The following is a 20,409-nucleotide window of genomic DNA, read 5'->3' as shown; positions in this document are numbered from 1 at the left end:
GCGCAAAACTGACATTTATCAATTCACCTAGACCATTTACCCATGGTTTTTCAGGGGTATTGCGGTAGCATATGCGGCCGCTCGAACAGGTCTCACAGGGAGGAGAGTTCATTAATTTAAAGACCGGAAACTCAAATTACTGACTCTCATGCCCAGATCCCCCACGACGATTACACCACCCTCAGACATCGACCCCAAGCGCCTGGCCATGGTTGCGGCGGCTACGCCCAATTTTCTGGTGATGCTGGATGATGCCGGCCGCATTGAATGGGTTAACCCCAGCTTTGAGGAACACACGGGGTATCAGCTTGAGGAGGTGCGCGGATGCCTCCCAAAGGAAGTGCTTTACGGGCCGGACACCGACCCCGAAACCATCAAGCGCATTAACCAGAAGCTGCATCGGGCCGAAATCATTGAAGAAGACATTCTTCACTACACCAAAGCCGGACAGCCCTACTGGGTGCATACCTATTGCGTTCCGATAGGTACAGAGCAGGGCGTTGCCCCCGGTTATATCGCCATTCAGAACAACATCTCCGACAGGAAGAACAGCGAGCGGGGCCTGCGGATCGCGGCCAGCGTGTTCGACCGCAGCCACGAAGCCATCCTGATCACCGACCAGTCGAACCGGATCCTGGATGTGAATCCCGCGTTTTCGCGGATTACCGGCTATAGCCGGCAGGAGGTTCTGGGCCTCAACCCGGCGATTCTCAGCTCCGGCCGACATTCCGGGGCATACTACCGGTCCATGTGGCGCACCATCGAGAAAACCGACCACTGGCGGGGCGAAATCTGGAACCGCCGAAAAAACGGTGAAGAGTTTGTGGAGCTGCTATCCATCAGCCGCGTGCATCTGGAAGAACCCGGGCAGTATTACCATGTGGCGGCCTTCTCGGACATCACCGCACTCAAGAACCATGCGCGCGAACTCGACCGGGCGGCCAACTACGACGATCTGACCGGCCTGCCCAACCGCCAGTTGCTGGAAGAGCGACTGCGCACAGCCCGCAGCCACGCCGACCGGCAACATCGCAGCGTGTCGGTGTGCTATCTGGACCTCGACGGCTTCAAGGGTATCAATGACAAATGGGGGCAGTCGGCCGGTGACCAGACCCTGCGCACCCTGGCCGAGCGACTGACCCGTGCGCTGCGCAGCGGCGACACCGTTGCCCGGATCGGTGGCGACGAATTTGTCCTCCTGCTGCAGGGCGATGACAACCACGAAGCGGTTTATCAGCGCATTCTGGCCACCGTCGGCGATCCGGTAACGGTGGGCGATCAGAATGTTTCACTCACGGCCAGCCTCGGCATTACCCGCTACCCGGAAGATGGATCAGACGCCGAAGGTCTGATTCGGCATGCCGATCAGGCCATGTACTCCGCCAAGGAAAAAGGCCGCAATCAGTATCACTTGTTCGATCCCGGCCTGGACGAGCATCGCCGGAACCGGCGCAATCAGTTGATGGAAATCTCCAGGGCCCTGGAAAACGAGGAGTTCGAGCTGTTTTCCAGCCCCAGATCCGTGTCACGGATTGCGAACTTTTCGGTTTTGAGGCGCTGATCCGCTGGAACCACCCCCAGAAAGGGCTGGTTTCACCGGGCGAATTTCTGCCGATTGTCGAGAACAGTCACCTTGAAGTACCACTGGGACAGTGGGTATTGAAAGAAGCCATTCACCAGATGAACGCCTGGAAGGAAGCGGGAGAGAATCTGGCGATCAGCATTAACATCAGCGCTCCGCACCTGATGGACCGCTCATTTGCCGACTACCTGGAGAGTTACCTGCACAGCCACCCGGAGGTGGCACCCGGCCAGATCACGCTGGAGGTTCTCGAATCGACTGCACTGGAGGACACCCAGCGGGCCAGCAACGTTCTGGCGCGCTGCCAGAGTCTCGGTCTTCAGGTGGCGCTGGACGATTTTGGCACCGGTTTCTCATCCCTGACCTACCTGCGCACGCTTCCGGTGGACATCATCAAGATCGACCAGAGTTTTGTTCGCAACATGCTTGAGGATGCCGGCGACCGCGCCATCGTTGAGAGCGTGATCTTCCTGGCCCAGCGGTTCGCCCACCCGGTTCTGGCCGAAGGCGTTGAAACCATGGAACACGCCCGGACACTCAGGCAGATGGGATGCAATTTCGTGCAGGGCTACGGGATCGCCCGCCCCATGCCGGCAGCCGAGGTGCTGGGCTGGGCAAGGAAATGGCAGCATAGGGCCCGTTCCGGCAAGGCCGGCGACCTGCTCAGCACCGCCGTCGCCAGTGGCAAGGGCCTCTGAGCCGGAAAGCTCTACCGGTAGCGTCTCTGGTCCAGCGTGGTCAACCGGTCCGGATGGAAGACCATGAGGCCGGTCACAAAAGTGCCGTTCACGAACCCTTCGGGAATCATGAACAACGGCAGGTAACGGATGTACTCATGCACCAGTTGGTCAAACGTGTAGACGCCACTGCTCCATAGCATGAGGCACATGACACCACCAGCGGCTGCCACGGAAATGCCGGCCCCGAAGAACCCGCAGAAGAAGATATAGGCGAAGAAATTCCGGAAATCCCGCCGGCGTTCCCAGAGCATGATTCCGTGGCTGACAATGGCAGGCACCATCACGGTAATCAGCCCGTTGGCCGCAAACATGATCAGGGGTTCTCGTCCGGTAATTACCGTGATCACCAGCGCCAGCAATCCCGCCAGCACCGCAAGCGCCCACCCCAGCATCAGCGTTATCACCGTGATCCCGAAAATGTGGATGGCCAGGCCGGGAGAAATGCCTGCCCTCAACTGCCAGACGAATCCGAGCACCACGGCCGCGCCGAAGAACGAATGCTGGAGCGCGTTGTCCTTGCGTAAGGCTGGCCAGTCAATGGAGCGCACCGCCCGGACAAGAATTACCAGAAAAAGCAGCAGCGTGATGATCCACTGGCTGGTGGATAGCAGATTTTCAGTCATGCCCATAGTGAACGTACCGCAGTAACGGGGTCGGGTATGACATCTTAGCGGCTCGCCCCACCCCCGGTGCAAGCGAGCCCAGATAGATCAGGCGACCTGTCTCTCTTGCTTGCCAAGGTCGGTGAGGCGCTGCCAGGCTTCAAAGGTGCTGAGGAAAACCTCGCCACCCAGGTGGGAAAGCAGTTCCGTGCCTTTCAGTTTGTCCATGACGGGGCCTTTCACTTCCGCCAGATGCAACCTCACTCCTGCATCCTTCATACGCTCGTTAATCGCCTCCAGACTTTCGAGGGCCGAGGCGTCCACCAGATTCACGGCCGGACACATCAGCACCAGGTCCTTAAGCTCCGGCTCCCGTATCATCAGGTCCATAACCGTTTCCTCAAGGAAGCGTGCGTTGGCGAAGTACAGGCTCTCGTCCACCCGCAGGAAGGTCACCTTCGGGCACAGCTCCACGTCGTGGCGAAGCACGTTACGGAAGTGCTCGGTTCCCGGTACCCGACCAACCACCGCGCTGTGGGGGCGGCTGGTTCGATACAGAAACAGGCCTATCGAAAGCGCCACCCCGGCGATAATGCCGGCCTCGACACTGTGCACCAGAGTCAGCACGATGGTGGCGAGCATGGCGCCAAAGTCCGTGCGGGAGTAGCGCCAGGTGCGACCCAGGGCCGGAAGGTCGATCAGCGTGGCCACGGCGACGATGATGGTCGCCGCCAGGGTCGCCTGGGGCAGATAGGCAATGGCTGGCGTCAGGAATAACGTTGCCATGGCGATACCCACAGCCGCATAGGCGCCGGCGGCGGGAGTCTCGGCCCCAGCGTCAAAGTTGACCACGGAACGGGAGAAGCCACCGGTGACCGGCATGCCGCCGGAAAAACCGGCGCCCAGGTTGGCAGTACCCAGGCCAATCAGCTCCTGGTCCGGATCAATACGCTGGCGACGTTTCGCGGCCAGGGTCTGGCCAACAGACACCGACTCCACGAAACCCACAACACTGATCAGCAACGCGCTGACCGCCAGCTGCTGCCACAAGCCCATGTCCAGGCTCGGCATGGTGAAATCGGGCAGTCCACGGGGCACATCCCCGACCAGACGCACACCCTGGCCATCAAGCTGGAACTGCCAGGCCACCAGGGTGGTGACCAGAACCGCCAGAATCGGCGCGGTTTTGGTAAGAATATCCGCCATTCTCGGGGCCAACCCCATTGCCATCAGAAGCGGCTTCAGGCGTTTGCGGGCAAGCATCAGGAAAATCAGCGCTCCGGCACCGACCCCCAACGTTGCCAGGTTGGTGTCACCGATGGATCCCAACAGCGAGTGAGCAATCTCCAGAAGGTTGTGACCCGAGGCCTGGATTCCGAAGATATGCTTCAGCTGACTGGCAGCAATCACAATGCCGGAGGCCGTGATAAAGCCGGAAATCACCGGATGGCTGAGAAAATTGGCCAGGAAACCCAGCCTGAGGACACCCATCAGGGTCAGCATCAACCCAGACATGACCGCCAGCAAAACGGCACCCGCCACATATTCCGGTGTACCGGACTCCGCAAGGGGTGCCAGGGCCGCTGCGGTCATCAGGGAAGCCACAGCAACCGGCCCCACCGAGAGTGTTCGGCTGGTGCCGAAGACAGCGTAAATAACCAGGGGCAGGATACTGGCGTACAGACCCACCTGGGCAGGCAACCCGGCCAACAAGGCGTAGGCCAGCGACTGGGGGATGAGCATGACGGTAACGATGATCGCGGCCACCAGATCACTGGTGGCCTGTTCCCGGCCATATTTTGGGGCCCAATCCAGAATGGGCAGATAGCGTTTAAGATTCATCGGGAATCTCAGAACAGGTTAACCGGTACTTTCAGGTAAACCTGACCATTGTCTTCAGCCGGAGGCATATGGCCTGCCCGCATGTTGACCTGGACCGAAGGCAGAATCAGCCGCGGCATATCCAGAGTCGCGTCCCGTTCGGTCCGCATCTTCACGAACTCTTCCTCGGAAACACCTTCGTGGACATGGATGTTCGCTTCCCGCTGCTCGGCCACCGTGGTCATATGCTGATACTCGTCACGGCCGGGCGCCTTGTAGTCGTGACACAGGAAGATACGGGTTTCTGCCGGCAGAGACAGTACCTTCTGGATAGACTGGTACAGGGCGCGGGCATCGCCACCCGGGAAATCACAACGGGCGGTGCCGAAATCCGGCATAAACAGGGTGTCACCCACGAAGGCGGCATCGCCAACCACATAGGTCAGGCAGGCAGGGGTGTGCCCCGGGGTATGCAATACGCGCCCCTCAAGACCACCGATGGCGAATGTGTCGCCCTCTCTGAACAGCTGATCGAACTGGCTTCCGTCGCGCTGGAATTCGGTGCCGGCGTTAAACGCCTTGCCAAATATTTCCTGTACGTCTCGGATGTGCGCACCAATGCCGGTCTTGCCGCCCAACTTCTCATGCAGGTAAGGCGCGGCCGACAAGTGATCTGCGTGTACGTGGGTCTCCAGAATCCACTCGACCTTCAGATCGTTGCTGCGGATGTACTCGATAATCTCGTCTGCAGAACGCACGTCGGTGGTGCCAGCGGCGTAATCAAAATCCAGGACCGAATCGAGAATGGCACAGGCCTGGCTGTCCGGGTCGCGCACCACATAACTGAAGGTATTGGTGGGTTCATCAAAAAAATGCTGAACGATCGGGTTGCTCATGGCAGTCACCTCTGGAGTATCCGAATATCAATTTTAATCTAAGCATATACTATTTCGTAATATGAGGTGAAATGATCTTTTTTTATATGCGCAATGTTCCTGATGCATCAACAAGGCAGTCCCGCCCTGCCTGCTTGGCCAGATAAAGCCGGTCATCTGCCCCGGCAATCAGGGCATCGGGAGTGGCTGGCTGGTCAACGAACTCTTCGATCCCCGCCACACCCGCACTGACGGTCACCGGAATGTCCTTGTCATTGAACACAAACCTTTCCTCATGCACAGCTTCGAGAATTCGCTGCACAAACTGCCTCACGTCCCCGTGTTCCACGGCGTTGAAAACAACAATGAACTCCTCGCCACCGAAACGGGCAACCACATCCATGGAGCGGGTCTGGCTCACCAGGATGTCAGCAAAGCGCTGGAGGATATAATCGCCCCCGAGGTGTCCGATGGAGTCGTTGATCGTCTTGAAGTGATCGATGTCGAAGATCGCCAGGGCAAAACGTTCTCCCCGACGGTTACTCCGGCCCAGCATTTCATCCAGCCTTGGCATCAAGTAGCGACGATTGTGCAGACCGGTCAGCGGATCACGAATGGACTGGTTCAGCAGCTCTTCTTCCAGGCGATTGCGCTCAAGAGCACCCGACAACAGGCCGGAGACGATGATCAACAGATCGGCCTGATCCAGACGCCAGCTTCGTCGACGCAGGGAGTCAACGCCGAAAAACCCGGTGACCCGTCCACGCACCCGGATGGGCACACAGAACATGGAAGATACGCCCTGCTCCTGAAGCAGATCCCGCTCGGGTGCGGCCTCCCGCGGCAGTCGATCGACATCTTCGATGAACACCACGCGGCTGCCACTGACCATGCCCTCGATCTGTTCCTGCCACCAGTGAAAATCCTCGATCGATACCTCCTGCTGGGTCTCAATCAGGGCAGGGACACCGTCCCTGCACCATTCATGGGTATTGGTCATTACGGCGTAATCGTCGGTAAAGCAGTACAGGTAGGCCCGGTCTACCTTGAAAAACAGGCCGATGGATCGCAGGAGCTCATCAATGCACTGATCAATGGTGCCAAAGCCCAGATTGATGAATTCGGTGGAAAGGCGGGCAATGAGCCTCTGGAAACCAGCCTGGAAGGAAAACTCCGCCTCGCTCTCTCGGAGGCTCTGCTCCAGGTTTTTGTAATGCTGGATGTTATGGAACTGACCGTACCAGAGGGTACTGCCATCGGGTTGCCGCTCCGGCTCGGAGCTCACCTCGAACCACTCGTAGTCGCCATTCTGCAGTCTGAGCCGCGCGCGATACGACCAGGTTTTCAGGGTATCCGCAGAGAAACGAATACTCTCCATGACGGACTCAACGTCGTCGGGGTGGATCATCGCAAAAATCGGATCCGCGTTGTCATTCAGATCCGACGGGGCTATGCCAAAAAGTGCCTGAACACGTTCACTGATGAAGGGGCATCGATGGGACTCCCGATCTGCACCCAGCCAATAGATGAAAAGGACGCCAGGCACCCCTGAGGCCAGTTTCTGGAAAAAACGGGCAGACAAACCGGTTTGCTGCCCGTTGCCGGACCTTGACGCCTTGGACACCCTGTCCTCCCAACGGACGAATCACCCTGCTCATAAAAGAGTGTAGCCCACGCTGACAGGAAGCAAACCGATTCCGGAGACGACGAATCAGAGCGAGTCCAGACGGTTCCTGGCTTCTTCCCGCCGACCGGCATCAGCGACGTCGCGGCCCGCCCTGTCGGGTGCTTCGAGGACTTTCTGCAGATAGCTCCGGGCTCTTTCAGGCTCGCCCTGGTCCAGCAGAAAATCGCCAAAGAAGAAATTGGCATCCATACCATCAGGATTGATCGCCAATGCTTTCTGCAAATACTGACGGGCCTTGTCGTCATCACCGAAGCCCAGTGGCCAGCCAGGAACCTGGTAATAAAGGCTGCCAAGGGATGTGTAAGCCGAGCCATCCAGCGCATCAGGATCGATAGCCAGGGCCGCTTCCAGGGATTTCCGGGCGTCCTTGACCAGGCCCAGGGCACCCAGACCACCTTTGGCACCGGCGTAGGTGCTCAGCACAATACCCTGCCAGATCAGCGGCTCTGCCCGATCCGGATAATGGGCAACAAACTGTTCCGCCTCGCCAGCCAGGCCCTCGAAGGCTTTCTCTTTTTCGTCCTCCGGTACCTGGTACTGGATCTCGGCCCAGCGATGCTGGATGTCGGCCAACTCGGTCTCAAGAGCAGCCGCCCAGAGCGGCTGGGCAGCCAGACACAAGACCATCAATAAAACACGTTTCATGACAACACTCCCGGATTCAGAAACCGCCGGATCACCGGCAGTTGCTTCAGCATCGCCTTGTCGACAATTTTGGGCAGGATGCCGTTGATGACCACGAACAACTTCTCGGGCCAGCCCAGGAAACGCCGGCGATCGTCATTTTCCATGGCCGCCAGAATCTGCGCCGCCACCGCTTCAGGCGCGTCCATAGTGTTGCCAAGTGCCCGGTTCAGCTCGTTCACGGCCTCCGGGTTCATGTCCGTGGCAGTGGCTCGGGGGGCCACATAGATCACCTGAACCGGGGTATCGGCCAGTTCCCTGCGCAGGGCTTCGCTGAAACCGCGCAGACCAAACTTGCTGGCGCAGTATGCGGTGTAGCCGGGGAAACCGATGCTGCCAAAGGTGGACCCCACGAACACCAGCGCTCCCTGTTCGGCTTTTTCAAACCTTGGTGCAAAATGCCTGGCGACAATCATCGCTGACCGGAGATTGACGGCAATCTGGGCGTCCAGTTCATTAACTGTCATATTGCCCAGGCTGGCAAAGCAGTTCTGGCCGGCACAGTGGATAACGCCATCAATATCCGGATAGGCATCGCCGAGCCGAACCAGCTGCTGGTCGAGGTCCGGCGCCGCAAGATCCAGATGTACGAGCGAGACACCTTCCCGATGTTCAAGCTTTTCCGGGTGCCGGGAAGCGATAATCACCCGAGCACCTGCCCTGACCAACGGCTCCACGAGCGCCTTTCCTATACCGCCGGTGCCACCCAGAAGCAGGAACACCCGATCATGCAGCCTCATGGCGCCGCTCCTTGCGATTCTCGGGCACGGGAATGCTGTGCAGCATGTCGCCGTATAGCCGGTAGACCATACGGGCCGCCTCGATAATGGCCTGCTGATCATCCGGATCGGTGATTTCGTTCATCAGGTTCCGGAAGAACTCGAAATGCTCCTGGTCCAGAGCACCATGGGAGTAGAGGTAGCTGAACGCTTCCTTGGGCAGGCCAAGCTGTTTCTGGATGGCTTCACCGAGCGGCGTCGCCAGCTCGATCGACGTTCCCTCAAGCACCTGAACCATGCCGAAAAAGGCGGCCGGGTTACCGCGGTTAATGCGGTCATAGAGGTAGGCGACCATCAGCTCGATAGAGGTATCCGGGCTGCCATGACGAATGGCTTCCTTGTCCTCTCCGCAGGCCGCAAGATCGTTGAGGATCCACTCATGGTGGCCATACTCCTCCTCGATGTATTCCACCAACGCCTTTCGCACAAATTCCAGACGCTCGGGTAAGCGGCCACCGCAGGCCATCATCAGGGGCACGGTGTGTTTCACGTGGTGATACGCCTGGGTGAGAAACCAGGTATAGCCATTCAGGTCAAACCGGCCCTCGCGGATGGCCTCAATAACAGGCGCACCGGTTACGTGGGCGCGGGCTTGTGCAGTTTCGGACTGCAGTCGATCGAAAAATGCCATGAAAGATCCTCCTGGCGGGTTTGAAAGTTCAGAATTGGATATCGAAAGATTCATGAAAATCGGAAATGCGCCGGCCAGCAGCGTTGGCAGATCCGCCTGAATCTGTTGGCGAACAGGCCGGCCGTTTGCAGTCAGGTAGCCCTCAGCCTGGCTCAATGGCTGACGGCGGATATAGACACCGGACAAACGGGCGTAGTCCGGCAAATTGTTGTTCAGAGCGTCCAGCTGGGAGCGCAACGCTTCAGGTGAACGACCATCCTGCACCACAACGAGGGCGGAAGGGCGGGGATCGCCATCACCAAACACCACCGCCTGGCGGGCACCTATCGCCTGGATGAGTTCACTCTCCAGCCATTCCGGGCTGATGTTGCGACCAAAGCTGGTAATCAGAAGGTTCTTCGCGCGACCGCTCACCGACAGGAAACCCCCGGCATCCCGGGAACCCAGGTCACCGGTATCCAGCCATTCACCCCCTGCCGGTTCATCCCCCAGGTAACCCAGGTGGGTGTTCCCGGCCACCAGAATGTGTCCGCGGTCATCCACCCGTACCCGAACATGGGAGAGCGGTTTACCCACCGCACCTTCGCGTTCGGTTCCAGGCACGTTCAATGCAACCACGGAACTGCACTCGGAAAGCCCATAACCCTCATAAAGCGGCAGGCCGACCGCGCGGCCCCTGGCAAGCAGGTCGGACGAAACCCGTCCGCCACCAACCGCCAGAAACCGGAAAGAATTACTGTCCAGATGTTTCTGTTCGGCCGCAGACACCAGCGCCATAGCCAGTTCCGGCACCAGAATCAGGGACTGCGGCTGGTGTTCGTTGATGCCCTGCACCAGCCGGCCGATGTCCAGCCCACTGCTTCCGGTCATGCCCAGATCCTGCAAGGGTGCGACCATTACCGTACTGCCCATAAGCAATGGCAGATAAACCCCGGCAATGTTCTCCAGCAATGTGGCCAGTGGCAGGATGCACAGGTGCCGCTCAAGGTCGACGCCCTCAAGACGCTCCTTCAAGGCCAGCGTGGTGGCCGTCATCTGGGCCACCGACAGGCAGACGCCCTTCGGGTTGCCTGTACTGCCAGACGTAAAGGTTATCTTCGCGGTCTGCTCCGGCATCCAGGCGGCTGCCGCTGTTACCGGCAAATGCCTTAGCCAGACACCATGGCCAATGTGCTCACCGCCATTGCTTGCGCCCCCTGACAACAGGCAATCAAGGCCAGCTCGTTCAGTCAGGTGTTCCGTCTGGGTCCGTGAAAAAAACACCGGCACGGGGACACACACCACGCCGGCAAGCAAACAGGCCAGATCGGCAAGAATCCACGCCACGGAGCTGTCGCCACACAGGCCGGCCCGGCGCACACCAAGGCGGGTCAACTGGTCGGCGAGAGCCTCGGCCGCCTGCATCATCTGAGCGTAAGTAAAGGCCGACTCCGGCCCCTGGAGCGCCGTTTGTGAGGGTTGGACGGCCGCCTGGCGTTGCAGAAGTTCAGGCAATGTGGCCATAGGAACCTCCTGCCATCGCTTCTTCCCCGGGGGCTTCGAACTCAACCGGCTGAATCAACCGGAGCAAACCGGCGGTCCGCAGTGCCGACATGCCATCAGCGACACGAATGGCCATCACCACCGGATGATGGTCGTAATAACGCCCCCAGCCGGCACCGCCATCGGGCAACATGGCGGGATCGGCAGTCGCCAGGACCTGAGTGGCAATGCCCAGGCGATGAAAACTGTTGCGTAGCTGATCCGTGCCGGTGCACACCACCCAGTCATAACCGGCCCCATCCAGCCACACCGACAACGAGGCAAACAGAAAACGGCTGACGCCGGCTTCAACGCCCGCCAGATGGGCAATCTCCGCGATCCGATGTCGCTCGATGCCCGCAACCGGCATCACCGACTCCACCGGCACCGACAGATAATCTTCCAGGAACAGTTTTTCCAGCGCGGCGTTACGAACACCGACCGCGGCAAGAAGACTGCCCTGAGCCGTTGTCAGGGCAAGCAATGCCGGTATGCGCAGAGAAGGCTCGGCGCCATAGGCATGCAGGAAGCGCCGACGGATAAAATCCGCGACCGTCCCGGCCATTGCCGTCTCGGGACGGATCTCGTTAAACCAGCGACCGGCACAACGGATGACCGGAACCACCTCCCCGGAGTCCGGGGGACAACATGTGGACATCATCAGCGGGTCTGTCATATGGGCTCTCCAGTTTCGCTCCCCGTGGGCGCTTTGATCACGGGTACCAGATTAGGAGCAAAGCCTTAAACCAGGCTTAAGGACGGCCGGGAGAAACCTTAAGTCCGGCTTAAGGTTTTTCAGAGGTCGCGGTTAAGGCTTGCTTAAGGATGGCCCGGTAACGTGCCGGCCATCATTCGGATTCTTCCGATAACGCCCGGGTTCTTAAGTGAGGCTGTATGAGATTCCCGTTATTGCGGTCAAATGGCTGGGGCAGATTGCCACGTTTCCTGCTGGCCGGTGGCGCCGCCACCCTGCTGCATTGGCTGACCATGCTGGTCTTGATCGGTTGGGGACTGAACGCCGTTCTCGCAACCGCCACCGGTGCCACGGCTGGATTGCTGGCAAATTATGTTGGCCAGCATCGCTACGCTTTTTGTTCCAACCTGCCTCATAGAATTGCGTTCCCGCGATATCTCACGGGGGCTGCATTGGGCTGGGCCCTCAATTTAGCGGGCTTTTCGCTACTCCTGGTTACGGGTCTCAGCGTCGCCCCCTCGCAACTAATCACGACCGGCCTGGTTGCCTTTGCCAACTATCTCTTTGCACAGAGGTTTGTTTTCCATGAAGAACAGACAATCAACGTTCAGTAACCCGATGCTGAGCATCATTATCCCGGTTCACAACGAAGCCGATGTGATTCCGACCCTGTTGAAACGGCTGGATCTGGTCTGCCGCCAACTGCCGGGCCAGGTTGAGCTGCTGTTCGTGGACGATGGCAGCCGGGACGATTCTGTTGCACAGCTGCTGCGGGCCAGCGACCGTTACACCGGAATCCGTGTCGTTCAGCTCTCCCGGAACTTTGGCAAGGAAGCGGCCGTTACCGCGGGCCTTGAGAGTGCCCGTGGCGATGCCGTGGTACTGATGGACGCCGATCTCCAGGATCCCCCGGAGTTGATCCCGAGAATGGTTCAGGCATGGCAGCATGGGGCAGACGTCGTTCTGATGAAACGGCGATCAAGGGCCGGTGAAAGCTGGCTGAAACGCACCACTGCGAGCATTTTCTATCGCCTGATCAACCATATAAGTGACGCATCGATACCGGTGGATACTGGCGACTTCCGACTGATGAGCCGGCGCACCGTAGATGCCCTCAACCGGTTACCCGAACGCAACCGCTACCTGAAAGGCATGTTCGCGTGGGTTGGCATGCCAACGGTCACTCTCGAATTTGACCGCGATCCACGTCTTGCAGGCAAAACCAAGTGGAACTATCTGAAGCTCATGCATCTGGCGATGGAAGGGATTACCTCGTTCTCCACGCGCCCACTGCGGATTGCCCTGATCCTCGGCCTCTTTGCCGCCGGCGCAGGAGGCCTTTTCGGCACCTGGGAAGTTATCCGGGCACTGGCTTTCGGCATATCCACACCGGGTTACGCCTCCATGATTGCCATGATCACGTTCCTTTCAGGGGTCCAACTGCTATGCGTTGGCCTGTTGGGGGAGTACGTCGGTCGGATCTACATGGAGACCAAACAGCGCCCGGTGTTTATTGTTGCGGAAGACAGCGAAGACATTGCCCAACCGGTTCTCACCCAACTGCGAGTAGCCGGTAATGACCAGAAACATTAACACCCTGCTCTGGCTCCTGTTTGCCGTGCTTGCCGCACGGCTCGGACTGGCGGCGATACTGCCGCTGGCGGACACCACCGAACCGCGCTATGCCGAAATTGCCCGCATAATGGCCCACACCGGAGATTGGATAACCCCATGGTTCGACTACGGAGTGCCGTTCTGGGGCAAGCCACCACTGTCGTTCTGGGCGCAGGCACTGTCGTTCAAGTTGCTGGGTGTTTCTGAATTCGCGGGCAGGCTGCCATCCTGGCTGGCCAATGTCATTATCGTCTATCTGGTCTTCACCCTGCGTCGTCACCTGCATCCCGAACGCGACAGCCAAGCGGCAACGTCGGCCGGCCTCTGGGCCGCCCTGATTTACGCCACCACGGCCCTGGGCTTCCTGACGGCGGGCACGGTGATGACCGATTCGTTCCTTGCCCTCGGCTCAACGCTGGTACTGACCAGTCTTGTGGTTCGTCTTCAGGGCGGCCCCATGGTGTGGGGCTGGCTCTTCTTTATCGGTCTTGCCATCGGCCTGCTCGCCAAGGGCCCGCTGATTCTGGTTCTGACCGGGCTGCCGGTTTTTCTCTGGGTTGCGACGACCCGACGCTGGCTGGTCCTGTGGCAGCAACTGCCCTGGCTACGCGGTTCACTTTTGATGATGGCCATTGCAGCCCCCTGGTACGTTCTCGCCGAGCTCAAGACACCCGGTTTTCTCGATTACTTCATCGTGGGAGAACACATCAAGCGATTCCTTGTCAGTAGCTGGCAGGGTGATCTTTATGGCAACGCACACGAGTTTACCCGGGGCACCATCTGGCTGTACCTGGTTGCCGCCAGTTTCCCCTGGGGTCTGATCGCGATTGTTGCTTTTGGCGTTAGCCGCTGGCGCCGTCAACCTGCACCACAACAGTGGCAGCCCGTTGAAAAAGGCGTGGGCGGGCTGGTTCTGGCATCCGCGCTGAGTCCTGCCGTCTTTTTCACCCTCTCCGGTAACATTCTCTGGACCTACGTGCTTCCCGGTTTGCCGTTTCTTGCCGTGCTGGCATCCAGCCTCTGGCCGAGGGAACTTTCCGGTCGAATGCCGGCCTCCAGTCTGGCTGCAGTGCTGACAATCCCCATGATGGGGATCGCCGCCGCAGGCTGGCTTGCCCTGCACCCGGAGCAACTGAAAACCGAGCGGGATCTGGTCGCGCAAGTCGAACAACTCCCCCACATGAGCGCAGACAATCTGTTTTACCTGGGCAAGGCCCCGTTCTCGGCACGCTTCTACAGCCGTGGCGATGCTCATGCCATTGCCCAGGAAGACGTTATCGATCGCATTGAATCGGGCAACCTACATGAACCCATGGCTCTGGCTGTAGAGAAGGGCAACACCGCAATGATCAGGCGCCTTGAAGACCTCACCAGACCGATTGAGGAAAACCGTCGCTACCGGCTTTTCCTGTTGAAGCCATCCTCGGGAAATACCGCGACCAGCTTTCAGGAAAAAAGCAAAACCGGCGGTATCGATTACAATGCATCCAACGATCACCCGCTTAGCTGAAAACCAACCGGATTCCTGCTGTATGCGAATATTGCTGATTGAAGACGATCATCTTTTGGCCAACACCATGCTGGGTATGTTGCGTGACGAGCAGAACACCGTTGACTGGCTGGATGACGGCCAGCAGGCGCTCAATGCACTCCTGAACGATAGCTTCGATCTGGCCATCCTGGATCTGACGCTGCCCCGCGTGGACGGGCTGGATATAGTGAAAAAGGTACGCAGCCAGGGTATCGAGACGCCGGTCATCATCCTCACCGCCCGCGGCGATCTGGACGAAAAACTTCAGGGCCTCAATGCGGGCGCTGACGACTACCTGACGAAGCCCTTCGCCATGGCGGAACTGAAAGCTCGAATTCGGGCCGTTACGCGGCGCGGAGCCGGTTTCCGGACAGGCGGTCTGCAGGTGGGCAGGCTGATTCTGGACCCCGATTCAGGCCAGCTCAAGCTGGGGACCGAAACGGCGGCTCTTCCGCGCAGCGAATTCCAGATTCTGCACTACCTGATGCGCCACCCCGACCAGGTGGCAACCCGCCGTCGGCTGGAAGAGCAGCTGTATGGTTGGGAGCAGGGCGCAGAGAGTAATGCCCTTGAGGTGCATGTCCATCATTTGCGCCGGCGCGTTGGCAAACAGACCATCCGCACCGTCCGTGGCGTTGGCTACATGCTGGACAGCAAGGCCGCTGCGGAGGTTTCTCCCGAATGAGCCTGACCCGAAAACTGATCCTTCTGATCACCAGCACGGTGTTCTTCATCACTCTGATTGCTGCCGGCTGGGGCTTCTACGTCAGCGACCATCAACTGGAAGAGCTTTTCGACGCGGAGCTTGCCCAGAGCACCCGCATTGTCCAGGGCCTGGTTGAGCATCTCTCTTCCACGCAGTCGATGGAGCAGATCAGTCATACCCTGGAGAAGACGCTCCAACTGCCAGACGGCGTGTACCAGGGCGACGAGGAGGAGAATGAAATCCTGCCCGGCGGCGCGGGCCACAAATACGAACGGAAGCTGGCCTTTGAGGTCTGGTCGCCGGACCGGGAGCCGATTCTGGACACCCTGCGCGCCAACGATTCGCAGGGCCTGGAGCGTGGTTTCGGATGGCAGGAAGTAGCCGGATATCAATGGCGAACCTTCACCCTTGAAGATCCGGCGACCGGTTTCTGGATCCGCACGGCCCAGCGTGAAGATGTCCGGGATGAACTCAGCCAGGAAATCGCTCTCGGCAACGTACTGCCTTTCCTGATCGTGCTGCCCGTGCTGGCTCTGGCAGTGCTGGTGTCGATCCAGGTGGGCTTCCAGCCACTTAGAAAGCTCGAGAAGCCCGTACGCAACATGGCCCCGGAAAATATACACCCACTGGACGACCGGCAGGCGCCCAAGGAAGTCGCCGGTCTGGTGCAGGCGGTGAATGGTCTGCTCCGGCGCCTCAACCAGGCCCTGGAACGAGAGAGGCGGTTTTCTGCCGATGCCGCCCACGAACTGAGGACACCGCTCACGGCCCTGCGCCTGAATCTGGAAAAAGTCTACGAGAACGACCCGGAGCAATACGGCGATCTGATCCAGTCCGTGGACCGCATGGTGCACCTGGTCGAGCAGATGCTGCTGCTCAACCGCGTCGACTCTGGTGCCGATTTCACCCCGGAATACCACAACCTGTCTGCCATCGTGGAACAGAGCATTGCCGATGTGGCACCGCTGGCCCTGAAAAAGGACATCGACCCCGTGCTGCAGGACGATGCCGGTCAGGCCCTGGTCTCCTGCCACAGTGCCTTGATCAACACCCTCATGCGCTCCCTGCTGGCGAACGCCATCCAGTACAGCCCCGAACACACAAGCATCGAAACACACCTCACGCCTGCCGGTGAGGGATACCATATAACCGTGTGCGACCAGGGCCCCGGCATCCCAGCCGAGGCACGTGAGCGGGCTTTGAGCCGTTTTGTCCGGCTGGACCAGCGACTCGGTGGTGGCGCGGGTCTCGGGCTGGCCATCGCCAGGCGCATCGCTGAACTTCATGGTGGCCAGCTCACCCTGGGCGACCGGCCGGATGGCAACTCGGGCCTGTGCGTCAGCATCTGGCTCCCGGCCCGTGCCACCTCTCGTCTCAAGAAGGTTTAAGGTTGTTTTAAGGTTTGAGGAGGATACTCCGGCCCAATTGAACAGGGCCGACAGACGGCCCTGTTGATATTCCGTTTTCGAGGATGTCTTTACATGGGTCAGGAAAGAACTCTTTCGCTGGTTATACCGGCCAAGGATGAAGAAGCCAACATCGCTACCCTGCTGACCGAGGCCTATGGGGTAATGCGTGACTATCACGGCTTTGAGGTGGTGCTGGTGGATGATGGCAGCACCGACAGCACGCTGGACACAGCCGTTCGGACAGCCCGGGCCCTCGGGGGCCGGTTGTTGACCATTCGCCACGAGCGCAGCATCGGCCAGAGCGGTGCCCTGGCATCGGGTATCCGACAGGCCCGGAGTAAGTTGATTGTTACCATGGATGGCGATGGCCAGAATGATCCGGCCGACATTCCCGCCATGCTGCAGAAAGCCAACACCATGCGGAACCCGGACTTCTGTATTGCCGGCTATCGCAAGAATCGCAAGGACACTGCGTGGAAGCGCTTCCAGTCACGCCTGGCCAATCGCGTGCGGGATGCACTGCTTCATGATGGCGTGCCCGATACCGGTTGCGGCCTGAAGCTGTTTCCCCGGGAAACCTTCCTCAAACTCCCCTGGTTCGATCACGGACACCGATTCATCCCGGCGCTGGTACGAGGGATCGGCGGTGACATTGCCATCGTGGAGGTAAACCACCGCCCACGCACCGCAGGGATTTCCAAATACAACGCCTGGAACCGGACCTGGGCCGGCATCCTGGATCTGCTCGGTGTACTCTGGTTGCTGCACCGCACCCGGGTTCCTGTTATCAGCAGTGCCGGTCAGGCCGATCCACAGGGATCGGTGGCGGAGCGCTCCTGACATGATCAACAGTTCCCGCTGGCTGGTCTTCGCCGCCCTGGTGCTGATTGGCTATCTGACCATCCACAACGGCTGGCTCGACTTCATTGCCGACCAGAATGAAGTGGCGAACTATCTCCACAGTCATGGTGTCGGCGGATTGGTGGTGATTACCCTCGCCGGCGCATTGTTTACCGGCCTCGGCGCTCCACGCCAGTTGCTCGCCTTCGTGCTGGGTTTTGCACTGGGCGGGCTCAACGGGACACTGCTGTCGACCCTGGCCGCCGCCATCGGGGCCACCGGCTGTTTCCTGACCGCCCGCTGGCTGCTGCGAACGCCATTGAGCCGGCGGTTCAGCCATCGCATGCAGCAGTTTGATCGCCTGTTCCGGGAGCAGACGCTGTTGAAGGTTCTCATGGTGCGTTTGCTGCCGGTGGGCAGTAACCTGGTGACCAACCTTGTCGCAGGCTGCTCCGGGATCCGTTTCTCACCGTTCCTGTTCGGCAGCACCCTTGGCTACCTGCCCCAGATGCTGGTGTTTGCCCTGGCCGGTGCCGGTATCGGCAATGCCAATGCCTATCAGCTTGCCGTGAGCATCGGCTTTTTCATTCTCGCCTCGCTGATTGGTGCTTTTCTCTATCACAACCAGAGGGCCAGGACGCTGGCCGATTCCGTTTCCGACTCTCTCTGAGACCGAACCATGCCTGCATCACCCTTCGTCCGCCACCTGCCGGACACCGTGTTTAACCTGTCCCGCAATCAACTCCTGCTGTTACTGCTGGCCTTTGCCGCAGTCGTGATTTTTACCGGGATCGGACTACGTTCCCCCTGGCCTGCCGACGAACCGAGGTTCGCGGAAGTGGCCCGCGAAATGGTCGCCTCCGGGCAATGGCTGATCCCCATGCGGGGTGGTGAGTTCTACCCGGACAAGCCACCGGTGTTCATGTGGAGTATTGCCTTCTTTTACTGGCTGACCGGCAACCTGAAGATTGCATTCCTGCTGCCCAATGCGCTGTGTAGCCTGCTGACACTGGGACTGGTCTTTGATCTGGGCACCCGCCTGTGGAACCAGCGAACCGGTGCCATCGCGGTCATGTTGCTGATGCTTGCGCCCCAGTTCGTGATCCAGGCCCAGAAAGCCCAGATCGACGCCATGGTCGCCTGCTGGATTGCGGTTGCCTGCTACGGCCTGATCCGACACTTTTTCACCGGGCCCGCCTGGGGCTGGTACTTCGTCGGCTGGGCGTTTATGGGGCTCGGGATCATCACCAAAGGGGTTGGCTTCCTGCCGGCGCTGATGCTCATTCCGATCGTGGTCATGAAGCTTCGCGATCGCGCATTGTTCCGTGGCACGCTCACCTGGCGCTGCGCACTGGGCCCGCTGGCCATGCTGGCAGTGGTTGCCGCCTGGCTGATTCCCATGGTGCTTTACGTTAACAATCTCGGCACCGAAGAGGCCCTGGCCTATAGGAACAATATCCTGTTCAAGCAGACCGGCGAGCGCTATGCCGACTCATGGGGCCATATCCAGCCCTGGTACTATTACCTCACCAGCGTCATCCCCTCGCTCTGGTTTCCTCTTCCGCTGTTGCTCCTGGCCTTGATCCGGCCCCTGTCTGAAACCGCCCGTTACCGACCGATTATTCCTGTACTTCTGGGCTGGATTGCCCTGGTCATCGTGTTTTTCAGCCTCAGCCCCGGCAAGCGCGGTGTTTACCTGTTGCCAGCATTGCCCATGCTGGCCCTGATTCTCGCCCCGCTGCTCAGCAGCCAGAAACCGGCGGGGTGGTTTCCGCCGCTCCTGACAGGTGTGCAGTTCCTGCTCGGTATCGCGTTGATGGCGGTTGGCGTCCTGGCCTGGAACGACCACCCCAGGCTGGTTGAAAAAGTGGCCGACTACAGCACCGACCCGGCCAAACTGCACGAGGCGGGGACGTTCGTCTTCGTCATAGGACTGGCCTGGCTGATCACGCTGTTCGGGTTCTGGCGCTCCCGTGCGCTGGGGCGTCTGTTCCTGGCCATGATGATCACCTGGCTGCTGCTGGGCACCTGGGGCTATCGAATTCTTGAGCCGCTTCGAACTCCTCGCAACGTGCTGGCCGCCGTAGAACAGCATATCCCGCCCGGCGGGCAGCTCGGCATGATCGACTTCCGGGAACAGTTCCTGCTGTTTTCCAAACGCGACTTTACCCATTTCAGCTTCTTTACCGGTCGGGAACAGGAAAATCGCAATGCCTGGTTGTGGATGAGCGAAACCGAGGACAGCTATCTCCTCGTCGCCGATCAGATTAAGCTACCCTGCTTCACCAAAGAGGGTGCCATTCCCGTGGGCACGGCACACCGGGACAGCTACCTATTATTGACTGATGAACAAATGAACCCCAGCTGCACACCACCAGACAAGGTCAAACGGTTTACCACGCCTGAGCCCGGCAGTTGGCAGGATTGAGCTGGCGAGGGATTAAGAGAAGAAGAAGAAACGATGAAAAAGCATGAAATTAAAGCCCGTCGGGAAGAAAACCGTGTTGATTCCGTGAAAATCGTACGATCCCCCTCGAATGCGCACGAATGGGTCATACTTTTTAAGGATATTGAAGGAAAGACCTTTTTCCTGATATCCGACGACGATCATGTTTGCAGCTACGCAAACCTGGATGCGACCGTCGAGGCACTCGACGCTCTGGGATTTGCCCGTGCCGAAGTGCTGTTCTGAC

The 20,409-nt window shown here is 59.3% G+C and carries 19 protein-coding genes; 11 read left to right on the top strand and 8 right to left on the bottom strand.

Annotated features, from left to right (window positions below; all coding sequences use genetic code 11):
- Positions 1-148: 148 nt before the first annotated feature.
- Positions 149-1,561: a diguanylate cyclase domain-containing protein gene (locus HP15_RS19650; protein ID WP_227499672.1), complete on the top strand. Its 1,413-nt coding sequence runs from the start codon at positions 149-151 to the stop codon at positions 1,559-1,561.
- Positions 1,519-2,280 (top strand): EAL domain-containing protein, encoded by a 762-nt coding sequence (locus tag HP15_RS22785; protein ID WP_227499801.1) that lies wholly within the window; start codon positions 1,519-1,521, stop codon positions 2,278-2,280. The genes HP15_RS19650 and HP15_RS22785 overlap by 43 nt, the downstream gene beginning before the upstream one ends.
- Positions 2,281-2,291: 11 nt before the next feature.
- Here HP15_RS22785 and HP15_RS19645 read toward each other — a convergent pair whose 3' ends face one another.
- The 8 genes from HP15_RS19645 to HP15_RS19610 form a co-directional block, all read right to left on the bottom strand.
- Positions 2,292-2,951, bottom strand: a complete 660-nt coding sequence (locus HP15_RS19645) for an energy-coupling factor ABC transporter permease (protein WP_008177124.1) — start codon at positions 2,949-2,951, stop codon at positions 2,292-2,294.
- A gap of 81 nt (positions 2,952-3,032) precedes the next feature.
- Positions 3,033-4,766 carry a SulP family inorganic anion transporter gene (locus tag HP15_RS19640; protein ID WP_014579095.1) on the bottom strand — a complete coding sequence of 578 codons (1,734 nt, stop codon included), beginning with the start codon at positions 4,764-4,766 and terminating at the stop codon, positions 3,033-3,035.
- Between the two features lie 8 nt (positions 4,767-4,774).
- A complete protein-coding gene (locus HP15_RS19635) occupies positions 4,775-5,641 on the bottom strand; it encodes an MBL fold metallo-hydrolase (protein ID WP_041645935.1) in 867 nt (288 codons plus the stop codon).
- Positions 5,642-5,723: 82 nt separating this feature from the next.
- Complete coding sequence (locus tag HP15_RS19630) at positions 5,724-7,244, bottom strand: sensor domain-containing diguanylate cyclase (protein WP_014579093.1); 1,521 nt, start codon at positions 7,242-7,244, stop codon at positions 5,724-5,726.
- A gap of 87 nt (positions 7,245-7,331) precedes the next feature.
- Positions 7,332-7,952, bottom strand: coding sequence for a tetratricopeptide repeat protein (locus HP15_RS19625; RefSeq protein WP_014579092.1), 621 nt, complete (start codon positions 7,950-7,952; stop codon positions 7,332-7,334).
- Positions 7,949-8,731: an SDR family oxidoreductase gene (locus tag HP15_RS19620; RefSeq protein ID WP_014579091.1), complete on the bottom strand. Its 783-nt coding sequence runs from the start codon at positions 8,729-8,731 to the stop codon at positions 7,949-7,951. Before HP15_RS19620 ends, HP15_RS19625 begins: the two co-directional genes overlap by 4 nt.
- Positions 8,718-10,904, bottom strand: coding sequence for an AMP-binding protein (locus HP15_RS19615; protein WP_041645933.1), 2,187 nt, complete (start codon positions 10,902-10,904; stop codon positions 8,718-8,720). The genes HP15_RS19620 and HP15_RS19615 overlap by 14 nt, the downstream gene beginning before the upstream one ends.
- A complete protein-coding gene (locus HP15_RS19610; RefSeq protein WP_169702192.1) occupies positions 10,888-11,598 on the bottom strand; it encodes a thermostable hemolysin in 711 nt (236 codons plus the stop codon). Before HP15_RS19610 ends, HP15_RS19615 begins: the two co-directional genes overlap by 17 nt.
- Before the next feature lie 218 nt (positions 11,599-11,816).
- On the opposite strand from HP15_RS19610, the gene HP15_RS19605 reads away from it, so the two are divergent.
- The 9 genes from HP15_RS19605 (at position 11,817) to HP15_RS19565 (ending at position 20,408) form a co-directional block, all read left to right on the top strand.
- The gene (locus tag HP15_RS19605) at positions 11,817-12,230 is read left to right on the top strand and encodes a GtrA family protein (protein WP_049784505.1); all 414 of its coding nucleotides are present in this window, start codon (positions 11,817-11,819) and stop codon (positions 12,228-12,230) included.
- 4 nt (positions 12,231-12,234) lie between these two features.
- Positions 12,235-13,209, top strand: coding sequence for a glycosyltransferase family 2 protein (locus HP15_RS19600; protein WP_014579087.1), 975 nt, complete (start codon positions 12,235-12,237; stop codon positions 13,207-13,209).
- Positions 13,193-14,740 carry an ArnT family glycosyltransferase gene (locus HP15_RS19595; RefSeq protein WP_014579086.1) on the top strand — a complete coding sequence of 516 codons (1,548 nt, stop codon included), beginning with the start codon at positions 13,193-13,195 and terminating at the stop codon, positions 14,738-14,740. Before HP15_RS19600 ends, HP15_RS19595 begins: the two co-directional genes overlap by 17 nt.
- Positions 14,741-14,762: 22 nt before the next feature.
- The gene (locus HP15_RS19590) at positions 14,763-15,446 is read left to right on the top strand and encodes a response regulator transcription factor (RefSeq protein WP_041645930.1); all 684 of its coding nucleotides are present in this window, start codon (positions 14,763-14,765) and stop codon (positions 15,444-15,446) included.
- A complete protein-coding gene (locus tag HP15_RS19585; protein WP_014579084.1) occupies positions 15,443-16,855 on the top strand; it encodes an ATP-binding protein in 1,413 nt (470 codons plus the stop codon). The genes HP15_RS19590 and HP15_RS19585 overlap by 4 nt, the downstream gene beginning before the upstream one ends.
- A gap of 93 nt (positions 16,856-16,948) precedes the next feature.
- Positions 16,949-17,716: a glycosyltransferase family 2 protein gene (locus tag HP15_RS19580; protein ID WP_014579083.1), complete on the top strand. Its 768-nt coding sequence runs from the start codon at positions 16,949-16,951 to the stop codon at positions 17,714-17,716.
- Between the two features lies 1 nt (position 17,717).
- Positions 17,718-18,386, top strand: coding sequence for a TVP38/TMEM64 family protein (locus HP15_RS19575; RefSeq protein ID WP_014579082.1), 669 nt, complete (start codon positions 17,718-17,720; stop codon positions 18,384-18,386).
- 9 nt (positions 18,387-18,395) lie between these two features.
- Entirely contained in the window at positions 18,396-20,144 is a 1,749-nt protein-coding gene (locus tag HP15_RS19570; RefSeq protein WP_014579081.1) for an ArnT family glycosyltransferase, read from the top strand.
- A gap of 33 nt (positions 20,145-20,177) precedes the next feature.
- Positions 20,178-20,408, top strand: coding sequence for a hypothetical protein (locus tag HP15_RS19565; protein ID WP_014579080.1), 231 nt, complete (start codon positions 20,178-20,180; stop codon positions 20,406-20,408).
- Position 20,409 lies beyond the last annotated feature (1 nt).

The organism is Marinobacter adhaerens HP15, from assembly GCF_000166295.1.
In the GTDB taxonomy this organism is placed as follows: Bacteria; Pseudomonadota; Gammaproteobacteria; order Pseudomonadales; family Oleiphilaceae; genus Marinobacter; species Marinobacter adhaerens.
Note: the sequence above shows the minus strand (reverse complement) of the source record. Positions and strands in the feature narration are given on the sequence as shown.

Coding starts and splice junctions, on each gene's coding strand:
- HP15_RS19650 (WP_227499672.1), top strand. CDS start 149: ATGCCCAGATCCCCCACGACGATTACACCACCCTCAGACATCGACCCC.
- HP15_RS19645 (WP_008177124.1), bottom strand. CDS start 2,951: ATGGGCATGACTGAAAATCTGCTATCCACCAGCCAGTGGATCATCACG.
- HP15_RS19640 (WP_014579095.1), bottom strand. CDS start 4,766: ATGAATCTTAAACGCTATCTGCCCATTCTGGATTGGGCCCCAAAATAT.
- HP15_RS19635 (WP_041645935.1), bottom strand. CDS start 5,641: ATGAGCAACCCGATCGTTCAGCATTTTTTTGATGAACCCACCAATACC.
- HP15_RS19625 (WP_014579092.1), bottom strand. CDS start 7,952: ATGAAACGTGTTTTATTGATGGTCTTGTGTCTGGCTGCCCAGCCGCTC.
- HP15_RS19620 (WP_014579091.1), bottom strand. CDS start 8,731: ATGAGGCTGCATGATCGGGTGTTCCTGCTTCTGGGTGGCACCGGCGGT.
- HP15_RS19615 (WP_041645933.1), bottom strand. CDS start 10,904: ATGGCCACATTGCCTGAACTTCTGCAACGCCAGGCGGCCGTCCAACCC.
- HP15_RS19610 (WP_169702192.1), bottom strand. CDS start 11,598: ATGACAGACCCGCTGATGATGTCCACATGTTGTCCCCCGGACTCCGGG.
- HP15_RS19605 (WP_049784505.1), top strand. CDS start 11,817: ATGAGATTCCCGTTATTGCGGTCAAATGGCTGGGGCAGATTGCCACGT.
- HP15_RS19600 (WP_014579087.1), top strand. CDS start 12,235: ATGCTGAGCATCATTATCCCGGTTCACAACGAAGCCGATGTGATTCCG.
- HP15_RS19595 (WP_014579086.1), top strand. CDS start 13,193: ATGACCAGAAACATTAACACCCTGCTCTGGCTCCTGTTTGCCGTGCTT.
- HP15_RS19590 (WP_041645930.1), top strand. CDS start 14,763: ATGCGAATATTGCTGATTGAAGACGATCATCTTTTGGCCAACACCATG.
- HP15_RS19585 (WP_014579084.1), top strand. CDS start 15,443: ATGAGCCTGACCCGAAAACTGATCCTTCTGATCACCAGCACGGTGTTC.
- HP15_RS19580 (WP_014579083.1), top strand. CDS start 16,949: ATGGGTCAGGAAAGAACTCTTTCGCTGGTTATACCGGCCAAGGATGAA.
- HP15_RS19575 (WP_014579082.1), top strand. CDS start 17,718: ATGATCAACAGTTCCCGCTGGCTGGTCTTCGCCGCCCTGGTGCTGATT.
- HP15_RS19570 (WP_014579081.1), top strand. CDS start 18,396: ATGCCTGCATCACCCTTCGTCCGCCACCTGCCGGACACCGTGTTTAAC.
- HP15_RS19565 (WP_014579080.1), top strand. CDS start 20,178: ATGAAAAAGCATGAAATTAAAGCCCGTCGGGAAGAAAACCGTGTTGAT.